The following is an 18,530-nucleotide window of genomic DNA, read 5'->3' as shown; positions in this document are numbered from 1 at the left end:
TTTGAAAAAAATTATTTGTATTTTTATTAGTTTCTTTATGTTAACTAGTAATATAATTTATGGGGAAGAAATCCATGATGATACAAAGGCAAATAGGATAATTTTAATTGATCCAGGTCATGGTGGTCAAGATGGTGGAGCTGTAGGAAAGGATAAGACTTTAGAAAAAGATTTAAATTTAAAAATCTCCTTAAAAGTTAAGCAACTTTTAGAAGATGGAGGATATACAGTTTACATGACTAGGGAAGATGATAGGGATCTTCATACTAAGGAAGGTACAGTAAAGGGTGAGAAGATAGAGGATTTAAAAACAAGATGTAATATGAAAGATAAAACAGGGTGTGAATTATTTATATCTATTCATATGAATAACTTTACAGATTCAAAGCCTACAGGTCCTCATGTATATTATGCTAATAATGAAAAGTCTAAATTTATAGCAGATATTCTAATAAGTAATTTGATTAAAGATTTAGAATATCCAAAGGAGAGAGAAGCTAAGCCAGCAAAAAATGCATATAGAATATTAAGAAATCCTAAGAATGGAGAAGTTATAGTTGAATGTGGATTTATGTCCAATCAAGGGGATTTAGCAAAATTAAAAAATGATGAGTATCAAGATAAAATAGCAAATTCAATAAAAAAATCAGTAGATGAATATTATGATAGGTATTGCCCTGGAAATATATCAACTATTGCAGAATAATATATTTATAATTCACAATTCGCTGTTTATAATCCACAATTAGTAGTGAATCTTTTACTAAAATTGTGGATTATATTTTGCAAATTGTGAATTTTTATAAATTAGTTCTCATATTCAATACCATACTTTTTACACTTTAACGATACAGTTCGATGAGTCAGACCTAATGCTTTCCCGGCTTTGTTGAAAGACTTATACTTTTTCATTGCGGCAGTGATTATTTCTTTTTCATATTCTTCCATAGTAGCAATATTACCATTAGGAAGATTTATTAGAGATGTACTAGTAGAGTCAATATTTGATATATAAATAGGTAAATCTTTTGGTAATATAAATTCACTATCAGAAAGAATTATTGAGCGCTCTATTACATTTTCCAGTTCTCTTATATTACCGGGCCAACTATAGTTATATAAATATTGAAAGCAATTAGGATCTATAGATTTTACTGGCATATCTATTTGCTTACATATCTTTTCGATGAAATGATCTACTAGTAAATATATATCATCTTGACGTTCTCTGAGTGGAGGTAGTAATAATGAAATTACGTTAAGTCTATAATATAAATCTTTTCTAAATTCGCCAGTAGAAATCATAGTTTCTAGATCTCTATTGGTAGCAGCTATTATTCTTACATCAACTTTGTGAGTATTAAGGCTACCAACACTTTCAAATTCTTTTTCTTGTAATACTCTAAGAAGTTTAGCTTGCATATTCTTAGACATATCACCAATTTCGTCAAGAAAAACAGTTCCACCATCTGCAATAGTAAATTTCCCAAGAAGGGCATTATTATTACCGTTTATATTTTTTTCTACACCAAATAACTCAGTTTCAAGTAAAGTTTCTGGAATAGAAGCACAATTAACTCGTATAAATGGTTTATCTTTTCGATCAGAATTGTTATGGATGGCTTTTGCAAATAATTCTTTACCGGTTCCACTTTCACCAGTAATTAAAACAGAGGAAGAAGAATAAGAAGCTTTTTCAGCTATAACTAAGACATCTTTAATACCTTTTGAACTTCCGATAATATTATTAAAAGAACTAGATGAAGAGTGAAATCTTCTAAGTTCATTTTTATAATAATTAGCTTTTTCTTCTGTTTCTGATACTAGTTTTAATATATCTTTTACTATAGAAGTAGGTTTTGAGATAGATATAACTCCCTTAAATGTACCTTCTATAAATATAGGAGTAACATTGCATATAAGAGAGATGTTATTTTTTTTGTACAAAACATTCTCTTTTTTCTTTTTAGAATTAAAAACTTGCATTCTTAATCCGTTTGGGGATATATCTATTAAGTCCATTCCTATTAGCTTTCTTGACTCTTTACCAAGAACATCTTCATAGGCTGGATTTATATAATTGATTTTTCTGTCTTCATCTACAAAGCATATGCAGTCATGAGTATTTTCTAATATCTTATTGAGTTTTTCATTTACTTCTTTAAGACATACTATGGTAGATATATCTTGAAATATGCATATAGCTCCAATAACTTTATCATCGCTTATTAAAGGAGTAGTATTGATAAGAAAAATTTTATTATCAATATGAATAATATCACCTAAAATTTCATGACCACTCTTAATTACTTTTGTGATTTTTGATGTTGGTATTATTTCGCCGATTTTCTTTCCTAATATATCTACTTTATTTTTACTTAATAATTTACAACCATGACTATTTATTGATGTAATATTATTATTAAAATCTACAGAAACTATACCAAGAGGTAAAGAATCTAAAGTTTTATTTGTTGCTAGAGATGATTGATCTAGTAATTTATCTACATCACTAACAGGCTCTTCTTTGTTAAAGGATGAAATGAATTCAATAAATTCATCGATAACAATTTCAGCTAAAATATCATCATCTTTTGTGGATATTTCAATAAAATCTCCTTCAGATATTTTTAAAGATATAAGAGCTAACATTGATATTTCCATGGCTTCACATTTACCTGGAATACGTATAAAGATAGCTCTGTTATATTTTTCTTTAATTTCGTTACTTTTGTTTACTATAAGAGCGGCAATTCTAGTGTGAAAGCCACCGTTATTTTTAATTTCAATAATTTTTTTCATATTATCACCTGCTAATTTTTATCAAGGGCATATAATTTGTTGATAAAAAGTATCAACGAATTTTTGTTGAAGAAAATCGCATATTATTAGGTATTATACAATATACTATAAATATCATATATAATACTTTAATATACTTGATAAATTTTATCAATATATATGAAAAAATATATTAGAAAATTAAATAAATGTTAATTATTTGGAAATTTTAAGAAGAAAAATGCAAAATTTATATATAGCAAGAATTAAATCTGTATGCTATAATGTGCTTACATTTTGAATGAAAATAGATAAAACATAGGAGGATATACAATGAAAAAAGGTATAGGCGCTTCAAAAGGATATGCAATAGGATATGCATTCATAAAAAAAGATGAAGAAGTTAAAATAGAAGAAAGAATTATCGAAAATATAGATGAAGAATTAGCTAGATTAAAAGCTGCTACAGATGCAACAAGAGCTCAATTAGAAAAAATTAAAGATAAGGCTGAAAAAGAAATGGGAGCAGAAAAAGCTGCTGTTTTTGAAAGTCATATGATGTTACTTGATGACCCAGAATTTACTGGAGCAATCGAAATGAATATTTCTAATAACAAAGTAAATGCAGAAAAAGCATTAAATGATGTATTAGATATGTATGTTGCTATATTTGGTAGCATGGAAGATGAATACATGAAAGAAAGAATTGCAGACGTTAAAGACGTTGGTGCAAGAATATTAAAGAATTTAGCAGGAGTAGATACAGAAGGATTAGCTTCAGTAGGTGAAAACACTATTGTTATAGCTCACGATTTAACTCCATCTGATACTGCTCAATTAGATAGAAACAAAGTTGTTGCTTTCTTAACTAACATTGGTGGAAGAACTTCTCACTCTGCTATTATGGCAAGAACATTAGAAATTCCAGCTGTAGTTGGTTTAGGAACTATAACTGAAGATGTTAAAAATGGTGACTTATTAATCGTAGATGGTAACACTGGAGATGTTATAGTAAATCCAGATGAAGCTACTGTTAAAGAATATGAAAATAAGAAAGAAGCTTACTTAAAAGAAAAAGAAGAATTAAAGAAGCTTATAGACGTTAAAGTTAAGACTAAGAGCGGAAAGAGAATAGAAGTTTGTGGTAACATCGGTAAGCCAGAAGATGTAGATGCAGTTATGGCTAACGGTGCAGACGGAGTAGGTCTATTCAGAACTGAATTCTTATACATGGATAGAGATGATATGCCAAGTGAAGAAGAACAATATGAAGCATACAAATATGTTGCTGAAAAAGTTGGAGAAAAATTAGGTATAGTTAGAACTCTAGATATCGGTGGAGATAAGAAATTATCATACTTACCATTACCAGAAGAAGAAAATCCATTCTTAGGATACAGAGCTATAAGATTATGTTTAGATAGAAAAGATATATTCAAAGTTCAATTAAGAGCTATATTAAGAGGATCAGCTCATGGTAACTTAGCTATAATGTTCCCAATGATTTCTTCACTAGAAGAGTTCTTCCAAGCTAAAGAAGTTTTAGCTGAATGTATGGCAGAATTAAAGGCTGAAGGAAAAGCTTATAACGAAAATATTAAGACTGGTATCATGGTAGAAATTCCAGCAGCAGCTGTTATGGCAGATGAATTTGCTAAGCATGTTGATTTCTTCTCAATTGGTACTAATGACTTAATCCAATATACATTAGCTGCAGATAGAATGAATGAAAAGATTTCATATCTATACAACCCAATGCATCCAGCAGTATTAAGATTAATAAAGATGACAATTGATGCTGCTCACAAAGAAGGTAAGTTCTGTGGTATGTGTGGAGAAATGGCTGGAGATGAAAGAGCTACAGCTAAATTAGTAGAAATGGGATTAGACGAATTCTCAATGAGTGCTTCTTCAATCCTAGGTGCTAAGAAGATTATAATGGATTGTGAATAATATAAAATTTAACTTGGAACTTTTAAAAAGTTCCAAGTTTTTTTGTTTTAAAAAGATAAATATTTTTTGAAATATTTTTTTATTGTATTATAATAATTATTGTTCAATATAAATAAATTGCCAAATATTTTACGTATATATTTATATAACTACAAATTTTTGTACATGAAGTAAAAGTGGATATATATAATTTTTATTTAATTAATAATTTGCAAAAAAAGAGTAAAATATTCTACAAATTATATTAAAAAAACTAAATTTACATAGTATTTTACATGATATATAATGTAATTATACGACAGAGAAAGGACGTTTATTATGGAAGTATTAAAAATAAAAAAATTAAATGAGGATGCAATAATACCTTTTTATGCACATCCAGGAGATGCAGGCTTAGATCTTTTTTCTGTGGAAGAAGTAACTATTGAACCTGGAAAGAGACAATTAGTAGCTACAGGGATTAGTATAGAATTACCTAAAAATACAGAGGCTCAAGTAAGACCAAGAAGTGGTCTTGCATTAAAGTATGGTGTTACAGTACTTAATAGTCCAGGGACTATAGATGAAGGCTATAGGGGAGAAATAAAAGTAATTTTAATAAATCATGGAGAAGAGGCATTCAAGATAAATAGGGGAGATAAAATAGCACAAATGGTTATAATGCCTGTTCTTACTGTAGGGATAGAAGAAGTGGAAATATTGAATGATAGTGAAAGAGGGGAAGGCGGATTTGGCTCAACAGGTAGGAAGTAATGTACAAAAGTCAAAGAAGTTTTATTTAAAAGCAAAAAAGTTTTATGATTCTGGTGAGTTGGATAAATCTATAGAATATTGTAATTATTCTATAGGGGAAAATATAAAGAATCCATCAGCATTAAATTTAAAAGGATTAATTCTCTATTTAAGAGGAGATATTGAATCTTCCAAAAAAATATGGGAATTAAATTTAAGAATAAATAGGGATAGTGTATCTAGTATATATTTAAACAACTTAAAAGATGATGAAGATGTAATGAAAAAGTTTATAAGTGCTCAGAAATTATATCAATCTTCAAATGTCGAAGAAGCTGTTATAAGATTTAAAGAGATTGAAGATGAGTCATTTAATTCTATAAATACTTTTAGTAAATTAGCACAATGTTATTGTGATTTAGGAGATAAGGAACAAGCTAAAAAGTATGTTAATAAAGTTTTAAGTATGGATAAGAAGAATACTGAGGTAAAAAAAGTCGCTAGAACACTATATCCTATGAAAGAAGCAAGAAAATATATTATACCAATAGTTTGTGTATTATTTTTGGTGTTTGGTATAAATAATTTTTGGCAAGAAGATAAATCAAGTAATAAGAGTACATATAATAAGGTTGTAACTTTAGAAGGTAATAAAGAACAAGTATCTAAAGAAAATACTCCTACTGCTACTATTGCAGGTGGGAATACTAATGAAGTGGTAGAAACAACTAATACTGAAGATGGTGTTCCAGTAGTTGAAATGAAGCATGCAATAGATTCACTAGATTTATATAAATTAAATGATCTCTATATAGCGAATAAGGAAAAAGGAAAAAATTTAACAGAAAAGAATTTGCTTATTAAATGTGAGAATATATTAAAAAGGCAAGGGGTTCAACAATTTTATGAGCAAGGATATAAGTGTATAGAAGAAAATAACCCACAAGAAGCATTAAAATATTTAAATATTGCTCATAGATATAGCGAGGAAAATTATTTGAATGAACATATCGAGTATTTTATCGGTATAGCGTACAAATCAATTGGGGATTCAGATAATTTTGTGAAGAGTTTTGAAGAATATGTGAATAAGTATCCAGAGGGAAATTATATAACTACTGTTTTATATGATTTAGCTACATTTTATTTAGAAATAGATTTAGAAAAATCTAAACATTATGCAGAAATTTTATATAATGATTATGGAGATTCAGACATGAATAACTCTGTTATAAAAGAAATTGTGCAAAAATAAAAAGTTCCTATTTTGGGAACTTTTTATTTTTATATATTTAGATATATATTATAATATTGCCTAAGCCTAGAGTATATCTAAATAGAAAAGAAAACGTGATTTCCTATACTAGTTGCATTTTTCTTAACAGTATTCTCCATCCAAGAACAAGTTGAAATACTAGGGTTATAAAAAAATAATGCATTGCCAGTAGGATCGTTGCCGTTTAATGCATCGTATACAGCATTATAGCAAGAATCACTAGGTGTAACGCTTATTGTACCATTAGAAACACAGGAAAATGCATTTTCTTGTGTGATAACAGCTTTTACACTTGGTGGATATTTACCACTCTTAACTCTATTTAAAATTACAGAAGCAACAGCAACTTTACCTTCATAAGGTTCACCACGGCTTTCTCCATAAACTACTCTAGCCATCAATTCTATGTCACTTTTATCTATGTAGATTGAATTACCGTCGTTATTAAATACTGAAACTGAATTTGATTCAGTATCCATAGGTTCAGCTTTGACTATATTGCCCTTAGATGCAAAAGTATTGAGGACTAAAAAGCAAACTATAAAAATGTTAGTCCACAGAATAAGTTTTTTCATAAATTTCCTCCTTTATTATATAAGAAAACATAAAGAAATTTTTTTACAACTTAGGCTAACTTTATTCTTACCATAATCAAATTTATTATTCATTTATTTTTATAAGTAAAAATTTGTGTTACTATTAATAATAGAATAGTAGTAAGTGTATAATTAAATATTATGAAAAGAAGGTGATAAAGTGGATTTTTTCAAAATGGTTATAAGGATTATAACTGATATGAATTTAATAGATGTAATAGATATACTAGTAGTTTCGTATATATTTTACAAGATATACACATTAATAAATCAAACTAGAGCTATGCAGTTATTAAAAGGATTAGCATTAGTATTTGTATTAATACCTATAAGTAGTTTTTTAAATTTGACTTTATTAAACTGGATATTAAATAAAACAATAACTATTGGTGTGTTATCAATTGTTATAATTTTTCAACCTGAAATAAGAAGTGCTTTGGAACGTTTAGGAAGAGGAAAAATATTAGATAAAGGATTTTCTTATTATGATGGTGTAAATAAGGAAGTTATGGAGGAGTTATTAAAAGCCATTGAAAATATGTCTAATAGTAAAACTGGTGCATTAATAGTTTTGGAAAGAAATACTGGGTTAAAAGACATTACTGAAACTGGAGTAAAAATAAATGCTGATGTAAAAAGTGCTTTACTAGAAACAATATTTTTTGAGAATACTGCACTTCATGATGGAGCTGTAGTAATAAAAGACAATAAGATAGATTCAGCAGGATGCTTTTTGCCTTTAAGTAAAATAGATATTATAAGTAAGTCTATTGGAACAAGGCATAGAGCTGCTATTGGTATAAGTGAAGTTTCAGATGCTATTGCTATAGTGGTATCCGAGGAAACTGGAATAATATCACTTACTTTTAACGGAAAGTTAACTAGAGGTTATTCAATAGAATCTTTAGAAAAAAGTTTGATTAAGTTTATGGATAAAAATAAAGGCGTAAGACAAAAAGAGATTAGAAGGAAGGTGGGAAAATGGATAGGGATAAAAGAAAAGAAGGATTGATAAAAATAGGATGTGTGTTAGTAGCATTTTTTTTATGGGTAATGGTGTCAAGTTCTAATAATCCTATAAAAACCACTGTAATAAAAGATGTTAAAGTAAAGGTAGTAGAGGGAAATGTTCTTGAAGATGCTTCTTTAGTAATGTTATCAAAAAAAGATTTCCATGTTAATGTAACAATAAAGGGATCATCCACAGATGTATATTCTGCCAAAGCTAGTGATTTCGATTTACAAGTAAATTTAAATAAAGCATCTCTAAAAGAGGGAAATAATAAGTTACCTGTAGAGATTAAAAAGAAGCCAGAAAATATAACAATACAAAAGCAAGATAATCTATATATCGATTTAAATTTAGATTCAATAATTACAAAGAAGTTTTCAGTAATATTAAATATTGAGGGAACAGGTAATAAAGAAGGAAAAATATTAAATAAACCATATTTTAATGTATCAGAAGTTACTATTAAAGGTCCATCAACAGTAGTAAATACTATTAATAAGGTAGAGGCTATTGGTAAATATAAAGATATAACTGAGGGCGGTAAAAATACATTAAATATTATTGCATTAGATAAGAATAATAATGAAGTTGAAGGTATAGATATGGAGCCTAAACAAGGTAATGTAACTTTAAGTTATAGTAAGATAAAGACTGTTCCAATTAAAATCAATACATTGAACAATTCACAGGATAACGTTACTATTAATAATATATCTTCAAGTGTAACTGAAGTATCTATTTCTGGTGATGACAATGTATTAAATTCTATATATAGTATAAGTACAGAGAGTATAGATTTATCAAATATAAAGAAAGACACTACAGTTCAAGCAAAATTAAATATACCAAATGGAGTGTTTTTAGTAAGTGGTAATGGTAAAATTCCAGTAGATATAGATGTAACGGCTATGACAGAAAAAGAAGTGAAAGCAACAGTTGTAGCAATAAATACTAGTGATGAATTTGAATATCAATATGAACCTAAAGAGGTTAATGTAAAAGTGTATGGAGAGGAAAGTAAGGTATCAGCTATAAATACATTAACAGCTAATATTGATTTTAAGAATGCAAATGTGGATACAAAGGAATTAGAAATGGTGATAAGCCCAATTGATGGTGTAAAGGTAACATTTGCTGATACAAATACATGTAAAGTAACTATAAAGAAGAAGGAAAGTGGAGGACAATAATGTCAGTCGTAGTAAATAATATAGTATTAAATATTGAAGAATCTAAGGACCTATTAAAAAGTAAAGTTGCCAAAAAGATAAGAATAAAGGAACAGGATATAAAGTCATTTAAAATTTTAAGAGAATCTTTAGATGCAAGAAAGAAATCTAGTCTTAAATTTATTTATGCTATCGAGATAACTTGCTTAAATGAAGAGAAAGTAGTAGCTAGAGCTAAAAGTAATGATGTTAAGTTATCTAGTGATAATAACGAAAATGAAGTGAAATATGGAGATAGAGTTTTAGAATCTAGACCTATTGTTGTTGGTATGGGACCTGCCGGATTATTTGCAGCATTAACCCTTGCTAAAAATGGATATAATCCTATAGTTATAGAACGTGGAGAGGACGTAGACAGTAGAACAAAAGCTGTAAATAATTTTTGGATCAATAGAAAGTTAGATAATAATTCTAATGTTCAGTTTGGAGAAGGAGGAGCAGGTGCTTTTTCCGATGGAAAACTTACTACAAGAATTAAGGATACAAGAATAGATTATGTTTTAAATGAGTTTGTTAACTCAGGAGCTCCCAAGGAAATATTATATTTAGCGAAACCACATATTGGTACAGATATTCTAAAAGATGTGGTGAAGAATATAAGAAAAAAAATAATTGAATTAGGTGGAGAAGTAAGATTTAATTCAAAATTAGAGGATATAAATATAGTAGATGGAAAAGTAAAATCAGTTACTGTAAATGGTGAGGATATTAAATGTGAAAATTTAATTCTTGCAATTGGACATTCAGCAAGAGATACGTATGAAATGTTATTTAAAAAGGGAATGCAAATGAATACTAAACCTTTTGCTATAGGAGTTAGAGTTGAACATCCTCAATTAATGATAAACGAGAGTCAATATGGAGAAATATATGCAAATCATCCAAGACTTAAAGCTGCTGAGTATAAGTTAACATATAAAACTAAAGATAATAGAGGGGTTTACTCATTTTGTATGTGTCCAGGAGGAGTTGTTGTAGCGGCTTCATCTGAAGAAGAGCGTCTAGTTGTAAATGGAATGAGTTATCATGCTAGAGATAAAGAAAATGCTAATTCTGCTGTAGTTGTAACTGTGGGGGAAAAAGATTTTGGAAGTCACCCATTAGATGGAATGAAATTTCAAAGACATTATGAATCATTAGCATATAAGTTAGGTGGAAGTAATTATGATGCGCCTATTCAAACTTTAGGAGATTTTATGAATGATAAAGTTAGTGAAAAGTTAGGGGAGGTAAATCCATCAATAACTACTGGGTTTAAATTTGCATCATTAAAAGATGCATTGCCTAATTATGTTGTAGGATCCATTAAAGAAGCTATTACTGATTTTGATAAGAAAATAAGAGGATATGGCAGAAAGGATGCTATATTTACAGGTATAGAAACAAGAACTTCTGCACCACTAAGAATAGAAAGAAATGAAGTATTACAAAGTAAAAATGTTCAAGGGGTGTATCCTTGTGGCGAAGGTGCAGGCTATGCTGGTGGAATTATGTCAGCAGCAGTAGATGGTATAAAATGTGCAGAATCAATAATGAAAGAATATAGACCTAGTGAAAAATAAATAATCAAAATTTTTGAAAATATTGTTTTTAGAAAACTGTCACAGGATGAAGTGTGGCAGTTTTTTATTTATGCAACTCTTTGCCTATTTTTTTCATTATGTGAAAATATTTGAAAAAAGTTTTCTGAAAATTCAACTTCTTACCAATTATTTTGATACAATATATATATACTATGTTAAAAAAGTAACAAATAAATTTTAAAGGGGTTTGAATGGTATGATTAACAGTTTTGATGAAATAATCGCAAAGGTTAAGAGTAAAAGTTTAAGAAAACTTTCTGTAGCAGTAGCGCAGGATGAACCAGTATTGCAAGCTGTAAAAGAAGCAAAGGAAAATGGGATAGCTGATGCAATATTAGTAGGGGATAAGGATGAAATAGAAAAGGTGGCAGATACCATAAATATGGATTTAAGTGGCTTTGAAATTGTTGATATTAAAGATGTTCATGAAGCTACATTAAAAGCTGTAGAGATAGTTTCATCAGGAAAAGCTGATATGCTTATGAAAGGGTTAGTTGATACTAAAACTTTCCTAAAAAGTGTATTAAATAAAGAAGTTGGACTTAGAACAGGGAATCTAATGTCACATGTAGCTATATTTGAAACAGAGAAGTTTGACAGATTACTATTTTTGACAGATGTTGCATTTAACGTATTTCCTACATTAGAGGATAAAGTTAAGATAATAAATAATGCAGCAAAAGTTGCTCATGCTGTTGGAATTGAAGAACCAAAGGTTGCTGCAGTATGTGCTGTTGAAGTAGTAAATAAAAATATGCCTAATACAGTAGAGGCTAATGCATTAGCTGAAATGTACAAAGAAGGGAAATTTGAAGGGTGTATAGTAGATGGACCATTTGCGTTAGATAATGCTATATCTGAAGAAGCAGCTCATCATAAAGGGGTAACAGGACCAGTAGCGGGAAAAGCAGATATATTACTTTTACCAAATATAGAAGCTGGTAACATAATGTATAAAACGTTAACATATACTACTGACAGTAAAAATGGATGCATTTTAGTGGGGACATCTGCACCAGTAGTATTAACATCAAGAGCTGATAGTTCAGAAACAAAAATGTATTCTATTGCGTTAGCATCATTAGTATCAAGTCACGGGAAAGAAAACTAATAAAAAATAGGGGGATTGTTCAAAGTGAAAAAGTTATTAATAATAAATCCAGGTTCAACTTCAACAAAAATTGGGGTTTTTGAAGATGAGAATCAGATACTAGATGAAACTTTAAGACATTCATCTGAAGAAATAGGTAAATACGCTACAGTATGTGATCAGAAGGATTTTAGAAAAGCAGTTATCTTAGATGTATTAAAATCAAAAGGGATGGACATAAAAGATTTTGATGCAATCGTAGGTAGAGGCGGACTTTTGAAACCTATAGAGGGTGGAACTTATACAGTAAATGAAAAGATGTTAGATGATATAAAAAAAGCTGCAAGAGGAGAACATGCATCAAATTTAGGAGCTATGATAGCTGATGAAATAGCAAAAGAAGTTGGTGCTAAGTCATATATAGTAGATCCTGTAGTTGTAGATGAATTAAGTGATGTTGCAAGAATTTCAGGAGTTCCAGAACTTCCAAGGACTTCAATATTTCATGCGTTAAATCAAAAAGCTGTTGCTAAAAGGTATGCAAAAGAAAAAAATAAGGCCTATGAAGATTGTAATGTAATCGTTGTTCATATGGGGGGAGGTGTTTCTGTAGGAGCACATACTAATGGAAGAATAGTAGATGTAAATAATGCCTTAGATGGAGATGGTGCATTCTCACCAGAGAGAAGTGGAGGAGTTCCAGCTGGAGCATTAGTTAAAATGTGTTTCTCAGGAAAGTATACTGAAGAAGAAATAAGAAAAAAGATAACAGGACAAGGTGGGTTAGTAGCATATCTTGATACAAATGATATGAGGGATGTATTAAAGGCTTCTGCAGAAGGTGATGAAAAGGCTAAGCTTATATATGATGCTTTTATATATCAAGTATCAAAAGATGTTGGTGCAATGGCTACAGTATTAAAAAGTAATGTTGAGGCTATTATTTTAACTGGAGGAATAGCATACTCAGATGTAGTTGTTAATTCGATAAAGGAAAGAGTTTCTTTTATTGCACCAGTAGTAGTTTATGGCGGTGAAGATGAGATGTTAGCCTTAGCTCAAGGTGCACTTAGAGTATTAAATGGCGAAGAAAAGGCAAAAGAGTATAAATAGTGTAAAGTATAAATAGTAATTTATAAAATAGGACTATCACATTAGCAAATGAAAGTTTGTTTGTGAAGTCCTTTTTCAATTTTACTGATAAAAACATTAAAAAGTTTTTATATTATTAAAAATTCACTAAAAAAGATAGCATTATATACAAAATAACAATAAAATATATCGAAATATTTACATTAGCAGTATTTTTGTGTATAATTATTGTTCACAGATACCCATAAATGTAATAATTTTCATATCATGAGGATAAATTGTAAAGAACTATTTTCAAATATTGAACATAGTGATATACTAGAGAATGGCAAGTAATAAGATTTTAAAGGAGATAATAGTATGAGTAGGATGTTTGGGACAGATGGAGTAAGAGGGGTAGCGAATACAGAACTTACACCAGAATTAGCTTTTAAGCTTGGAAGAGCTGGAGCATACGTTTTAACAGAAGGAACTCATAAACCAAAGATTTTAGTAGGGATGGATACAAGAATTTCAGGTCAAATGTTAGAGTGTGCATTAGTTTCTGGAATATTATCAGTTGGAGCAGAGGCTGTCTGCGTAGGAATTGTACCAACACCAGCTATTGCATATTTAACAAGAAAATATAATGCAGATGCCGGAGTAATGATTTCAGCATCACATAATCCTGTTGAATATAATGGAATTAAGTTTTTTGATAGTAAAGGTTATAAACTAAAAGATGAGATAGAAGATAGAATTCAATATGTAATTGAAAATAACTTAGAAGAAGTTCCATCACCTGTTTCAGGAGATGTAGGAAGAAAGATTGAAGACGAAACTGCTGTAGAGCAATATGTAAAATATATAAAAAGTGCAGTAGATGTTAAGTTAGATGGATTAAAGATTGCTTTAGATTGTGCAAATGGAGCTGCATATAAAGCAGCTGTTAAAGCATTTAGAGATTTAAAAGCAGAAGTTTATGTTATTAATGATAATCCGGATGGTGTTAATATAAACAAAAAGTGTGGATCTACACATATGGAAGAACTAATGGATTATGTAGTTAAAAAGGGCTGTGATTTAGGATTAGCCTTTGATGGTGATGCAGATAGATGCTTAGCAGTGGATAATGAAGGTAATTTAGTTGATGGAGACAAGATAATGGCTGTATTTGCTAAATATCTTAAATCAAAAGGAAAATTAGTTGAAAATACTTTAGTTACTACTGTAATGAGTAATATGGGTCTTTTCTTAGGATTAGATAAAGAAGAGATTAATACAGTAAAGACTAAAGTTGGAGATAGATATGTTCTTGAAGAAATGATAAAAAGAGGATATAATTTAGGCGGAGAACAATCAGGTCATATTATATTCTTAGATTATAATTCTACAGGAGATGGATTATTAACAGCAGTTAAATTGTGTGAAATTGTTAAAGAAAGCAACAAGACATTAAAAGAGTTATCTAATATAGTAACCGCATTACCACAAGTTTTAGAAAATGCTGTTATACCAAATGATAAAAAAGATATTTATTTAGTTGATGAAGAGATTGTATCAGAAATAAATAAAATTGAAGAAATATTAGATGGAAAAGGTAGAGTTCTTATAAGACCTTCAGGAACAGAGCCATTAGTAAGAGTTATGCTTGAAGGTGAAGATCAAGAAGAAATTAATAGCTTAGCTAAAGCTTTAGCTAAATTAATATATGAAAAGGCTAATAATTAGAATAGTAATGACACTTTTATATTAAAGTATTAAAATATATGTGTAAAATAAGAGAGATTCAAAAGGAGAGAAACGATGAAAGGGATTATCTTAGCAGGTGGATCAGGGACTAGATTATACCCTGTTACAAAAGCGATATCAAAACAATTAGTTCCTATATATGATAAGCCAATGATTTATTATCCAATGTCTGTGCTTATGTTAGCTGGAATAAAAGATATATTAATCATTTCAACAGAAAGAGATTTACCACTATTTAAACAATTGTTTGGAAATGGTAATCAATATGGACTAAATATAGAATATGCTCTTCAAGAAAAGCCAAATGGATTAGCAGAAGCATTTATCATAGGTGAAGAATTTATTGGTGACGATAATGTTGCTATGATCTTAGGAGATAATATATTCTGGGGACAAAGCTTTTCTAAGCACTTACAAAAAGCAGCATCATTAGAAAAAGGAGCAGAAATATTTGGATATTATGTTCAAGATCCAAGAGCTTTTGGTGTTGTAGAATTTGATGAAGATGATACAGTTATTTCATTAGAAGAGAAACCAGAAAATCCAAAATCACATTATGCTGTACCAGGATTATATTTCTATGATAATTCTGTTGTAGAAAAAGCTAAATCATTAAAACCATCACCAAGAGGTGAACTTGAAATTACTGATTTAAATAAGGTTTATATGGAAGAGAAAACTTTAAAGGTAAATTGTTTTGGAAGAGGAATGGCTTGGCTCGATACAGGTACTCATGAATCAATGCTTAAAGCATCAAACTTTGTAGAAGCAGTTCAAAGTACTCAAGGAACATATATCGCTTCACTTGAAGAGATTGCATATAGAAATGGATGGATAAGCAAAGAAGAATTATTAGTTCTTGCGGAACCATTAATGAAGACTAATTATGGTAAGTATTTAAAAAGTATATCAGAAGAGTAATATTTAGGAGGAAATATATGAAGACTTATTTAGTAACTGGAGGAGCTGGATTCATAGGCTCAAATTTTGTACTTTACATGTTAAAAAAATATGATGATGTAAGAATAGTAAACATTGATAAATTAACTTATGCAGGTAATTTAGAAAACTTAAAAGATGTTGAAAATAATCCAAATCACATATTCAGACAAGTGGATATCTGTGATGCAGAAGCAGTAGAAGCTTTATTTAACGAATTTACAATTGATTATGTTGTAAACTTTGCAGCAGAATCACATGTTGATAGAAGTATAAAGGAGCCAGAAGTTTTTGCTAAGACAAATGTACTTGGAACTGTTACTTTATTAAATGCAGCTAAGAAAGCTTGGGAAACAGAAGACGGATGGAAGGAAGGAGTAAAATATCTTCAAGTATCAACTGATGAAGTTTATGGTTCATTAGGAGAAACGGGATATTTCATGGAAACTACTCCACTTGATCCAAACTCACCATATTCATCATCAAAAGCTGGTGGAGATTTAATGGTTAAGGCATATGGAGAAACTTATAAAATGCCAATAAATATAACAAGATGTTCAAATAACTATGGTCCATACCAATTCCCAGAAAAGCTTATACCATTAGTTATTAATAACTGTTTAAATAAAAAACCACTTCCAATATACGGAGATGGATTAAATGTAAGAGACTGGTTATATGTTGAAGATCACTGTAAAGCTATAGATATGGTTATAAGAAATGGTAGACTAGGTGAAGTTTACAATGTTGGTGGTCATAATGAAAGAACAAATATCCATATAGTTAAAACTATAATTGAATATATTCATGATAATGTAGATGAATCAGTAAATGAAACATTAATGACATTTGTAGAAGATAGAAAGGGTCATGACAGAAGATATGGTATAGATCCAACTAAGATAAAAGAAGAATTAGGTTGGTATCCAGAAACTCCATATGAAGAAGGAATAAAGCTTACAATTAAGTGGTATTTAGATAATATGGATTGGATGAAAAATGTTACTTCAGGAGAATATCAAAACTATTACAATAAAATGTATAGTAATAAATAAAAGTTAGGGTGAATTTTAATGGGAAAATTTAATTTTATAGAAACTGAAATTAAAGATGTTTATATAATCGAGCCTACAGTATTCGGTGATAACAGAGGATACTTTATGGAAACTTATAATTATGAAGAATTTGCAGCAGCTGGACTTGATATGAAATTTGTTCAAGATAATCAATCAAAGTCTAAAAAAGGTGTTTTAAGAGGATTACATCTTCAAACTGAACATACTCAAGGTAAACTTGTAAGAGTTATAAAAGGTGAAGTTTATGACGTTGCTGTGGATTTAAGAAAGAACTCTCCAACATATGGTAAATATGTAGGGGTTGTATTAAGTGAAGAAAATAAGAAACAATTCTATATTCCAGAGGGATTTGCTCATGGGTTTGTAGTATTATCTGAAGAAGCAGAATTTACATACAAATGTACAGATTTCTATCATCCAGAATTCGAAATGGGTATAATTTGGAATGATCCAGATGTAGCAGTACAATGGCCATTAGAAGGAATTGATGAAGTATTATTATCAGAAAAAGATAAAAAGTGGCCTTTATTTAAAGATAGTAAAATAGAGTTTTAAATAAGATTTAAAAGACTAACAAAAGCTATTTGTTAGTCTTTTGAGTATGTTTTATATGATTAAATAAGGATATAATCTATATAGAAAGGGTGATGATTTTGGTTGAAAGAATAAAAGAAATAATGCAGTCGAAAGAATTATTAAAGAACTTAACTTCTAAAGAATTGAAGTTAAAATATAAGAATTCAGCAATAGGATTTGTATGGTCTTTTTTTAATCCATTAATTATGATGATGGTTTATACATTTGCTTTTAAAGTTATTTTTAAAAATCCAGATCCTAATTATCCTATTTTTATATTATCGGGTTTACTACCTTGGACAACATTTCAGACAGCTATAATGGGTGGAACACAATCAATAGTAAATAATGCTCAATTAATAAAAAAAGTATATTTTCCAAGAGAAATAATACCTTTGTCAATTGTCTTATCTAGCTTTGTAAATTATTTGATAACACTAATTATACTATTTATAGGTATATTTATTGCTAAAATACCAATTGGTATTCCGCTAATTGCATTTCCTGTAGTGTTATTTTTATTTCTAATATTTACTACAGGATTAACATTAATTTTAAGTAGTTTAAATGTTATATATAGAGATGTGTCTCATTTTGTTGAAGTAGCATTTATGGCTTGGATATATTTAACTCCAGTTATTTATCAAATGGATCTTATACCAGCAAAGATAAGACCTTTAATGTATTTAAATCCAATGACACTAGTCTTAAATTCTATAAGAGCGTGTCTTTATGAAAATAATTTTCCAAGTGTAAAAGTTGTTTTAGCCTTAGCAGTAGTTGCATTTGTATTTTTATGGATTGGCTTTAAAGTATTTAATAAACTTCAAAGAAGATTTGCAGAGGAAATATAGTAAAGAAGGT

16 protein-coding genes are annotated in these 18,530 nt (G+C 29.2%); 14 read left to right on the top strand and 2 right to left on the bottom strand.

Going from position 1 to position 18,530, the window contains the following annotated elements:
* Position 1: 1 nt before the first annotated feature.
* The gene (locus tag KQI30_RS06475; protein ID WP_253287415.1) at positions 2 to 706 is read left to right on the top strand and encodes an N-acetylmuramoyl-L-alanine amidase; all 705 of its coding nucleotides are present in this window, start codon (positions 2 to 4) and stop codon (positions 704 to 706) included.
* Positions 707 to 807: 101 nt separating this feature from the next.
* Here KQI30_RS06475 and KQI30_RS06470 read toward each other — a convergent pair whose 3' ends face one another.
* Entirely contained in the window at positions 808 to 2,802 is a 1,995-nt protein-coding gene (locus KQI30_RS06470) for a sigma 54-interacting transcriptional regulator (protein ID WP_216462478.1), read from the bottom strand.
* A gap of 312 nt (positions 2,803 to 3,114) precedes the next feature.
* Between KQI30_RS06470 and ptsP the strand changes: the two genes are divergently transcribed.
* The 3 genes from ptsP (at position 3,115) to KQI30_RS06455 (ending at position 6,721) form a co-directional block, all read left to right on the top strand.
* A complete protein-coding gene (gene ptsP / locus KQI30_RS06465; RefSeq protein WP_216462477.1) occupies positions 3,115 to 4,734 on the top strand; it encodes a phosphoenolpyruvate--protein phosphotransferase in 1,620 nt (539 codons plus the stop codon).
* A 318-nt stretch (positions 4,735 to 5,052) separates the two neighbouring features.
* Positions 5,053 to 5,487, top strand: a complete 435-nt coding sequence (gene dut / locus KQI30_RS06460; RefSeq protein WP_216462476.1) for a dUTP diphosphatase — start codon at positions 5,053 to 5,055, stop codon at positions 5,485 to 5,487.
* Positions 5,465 to 6,721, top strand: coding sequence for a tetratricopeptide repeat protein (locus KQI30_RS06455; protein ID WP_216462475.1), 1,257 nt, complete (start codon positions 5,465 to 5,467; stop codon positions 6,719 to 6,721). Before dut ends, KQI30_RS06455 begins: the two co-directional genes overlap by 23 nt.
* Before the next feature lie 77 nt (positions 6,722 to 6,798).
* Here the strand turns inward: KQI30_RS06455 and KQI30_RS06450 are convergent, their stop codons facing one another.
* Positions 6,799 to 7,317: a cell wall hydrolase gene (locus KQI30_RS06450; RefSeq protein ID WP_216462474.1), complete on the bottom strand. Its 519-nt coding sequence runs from the start codon at positions 7,315 to 7,317 to the stop codon at positions 6,799 to 6,801.
* A 181-nt stretch (positions 7,318 to 7,498) separates the two neighbouring features.
* Between KQI30_RS06450 and cdaA the strand changes: the two genes are divergently transcribed.
* The 10 genes from cdaA to KQI30_RS06400 all read left to right on the top strand — a co-directional run bounded on the left by cdaA (position 7,499) and on the right by KQI30_RS06400 (position 18,520).
* A complete protein-coding gene (gene cdaA, locus KQI30_RS06445; protein WP_216462472.1) occupies positions 7,499 to 8,350 on the top strand; it encodes a diadenylate cyclase CdaA in 852 nt (283 codons plus the stop codon).
* Entirely contained in the window at positions 8,320 to 9,540 is a 1,221-nt protein-coding gene (locus tag KQI30_RS06440; RefSeq protein WP_216462470.1) for a CdaR family protein, read from the top strand. Before cdaA ends, KQI30_RS06440 begins: the two co-directional genes overlap by 31 nt.
* Complete coding sequence (locus tag KQI30_RS06435; RefSeq protein WP_216462469.1) at positions 9,540 to 11,141, top strand: NAD(P)/FAD-dependent oxidoreductase; 1,602 nt, start codon at positions 9,540 to 9,542, stop codon at positions 11,139 to 11,141. Before KQI30_RS06440 ends, KQI30_RS06435 begins: the two co-directional genes overlap by 1 nt.
* Before the next feature lie 217 nt (positions 11,142 to 11,358).
* A complete protein-coding gene (ptb, locus tag KQI30_RS06430) occupies positions 11,359 to 12,273 on the top strand; it encodes a phosphate butyryltransferase (RefSeq protein WP_216462467.1) in 915 nt (304 codons plus the stop codon).
* Between the two features lie 24 nt (positions 12,274 to 12,297).
* Positions 12,298 to 13,365 (top strand): butyrate kinase, encoded by a 1,068-nt coding sequence (gene buk, locus KQI30_RS06425; RefSeq protein ID WP_216462466.1) that lies wholly within the window; start codon positions 12,298 to 12,300, stop codon positions 13,363 to 13,365.
* Between the two features lie 339 nt (positions 13,366 to 13,704).
* Positions 13,705 to 15,054: a phosphoglucosamine mutase gene (glmM, locus tag KQI30_RS06420; protein WP_216462464.1), complete on the top strand. Its 1,350-nt coding sequence runs from the start codon at positions 13,705 to 13,707 to the stop codon at positions 15,052 to 15,054.
* 75 nt (positions 15,055 to 15,129) lie between these two features.
* A complete protein-coding gene (gene rfbA, locus KQI30_RS06415; protein ID WP_216462462.1) occupies positions 15,130 to 15,996 on the top strand; it encodes a glucose-1-phosphate thymidylyltransferase RfbA in 867 nt (288 codons plus the stop codon).
* 17 nt (positions 15,997 to 16,013) lie between these two features.
* On the top strand, positions 16,014 to 17,069 hold the full coding sequence (gene rfbB, locus KQI30_RS06410; RefSeq protein ID WP_216462461.1) for a dTDP-glucose 4,6-dehydratase: 1,056 nt from the start codon (positions 16,014 to 16,016) through the stop codon (positions 17,067 to 17,069).
* Positions 17,070 to 17,087: 18 nt separating this feature from the next.
* Positions 17,088 to 17,645 (top strand): dTDP-4-dehydrorhamnose 3,5-epimerase, encoded by a 558-nt coding sequence (gene rfbC / locus KQI30_RS06405; protein ID WP_216462460.1) that lies wholly within the window; start codon positions 17,088 to 17,090, stop codon positions 17,643 to 17,645.
* A 92-nt stretch (positions 17,646 to 17,737) separates the two neighbouring features.
* Complete coding sequence (locus KQI30_RS06400; protein WP_253287414.1) at positions 17,738 to 18,520, top strand: ABC transporter permease; 783 nt, start codon at positions 17,738 to 17,740, stop codon at positions 18,518 to 18,520.
* Positions 18,521 to 18,530: the final 10 nt, after the last annotated feature.

The sequence above is a fragment of the Clostridium bornimense genome (genome assembly GCF_018917145.1).
GTDB classification, from domain to species: Bacteria; Bacillota; Clostridia; order Clostridiales; family Clostridiaceae; genus Clostridium_AN; species Clostridium_AN bornimense_A.
This window is presented reverse-complemented; position numbering and strand designations above follow the sequence as displayed.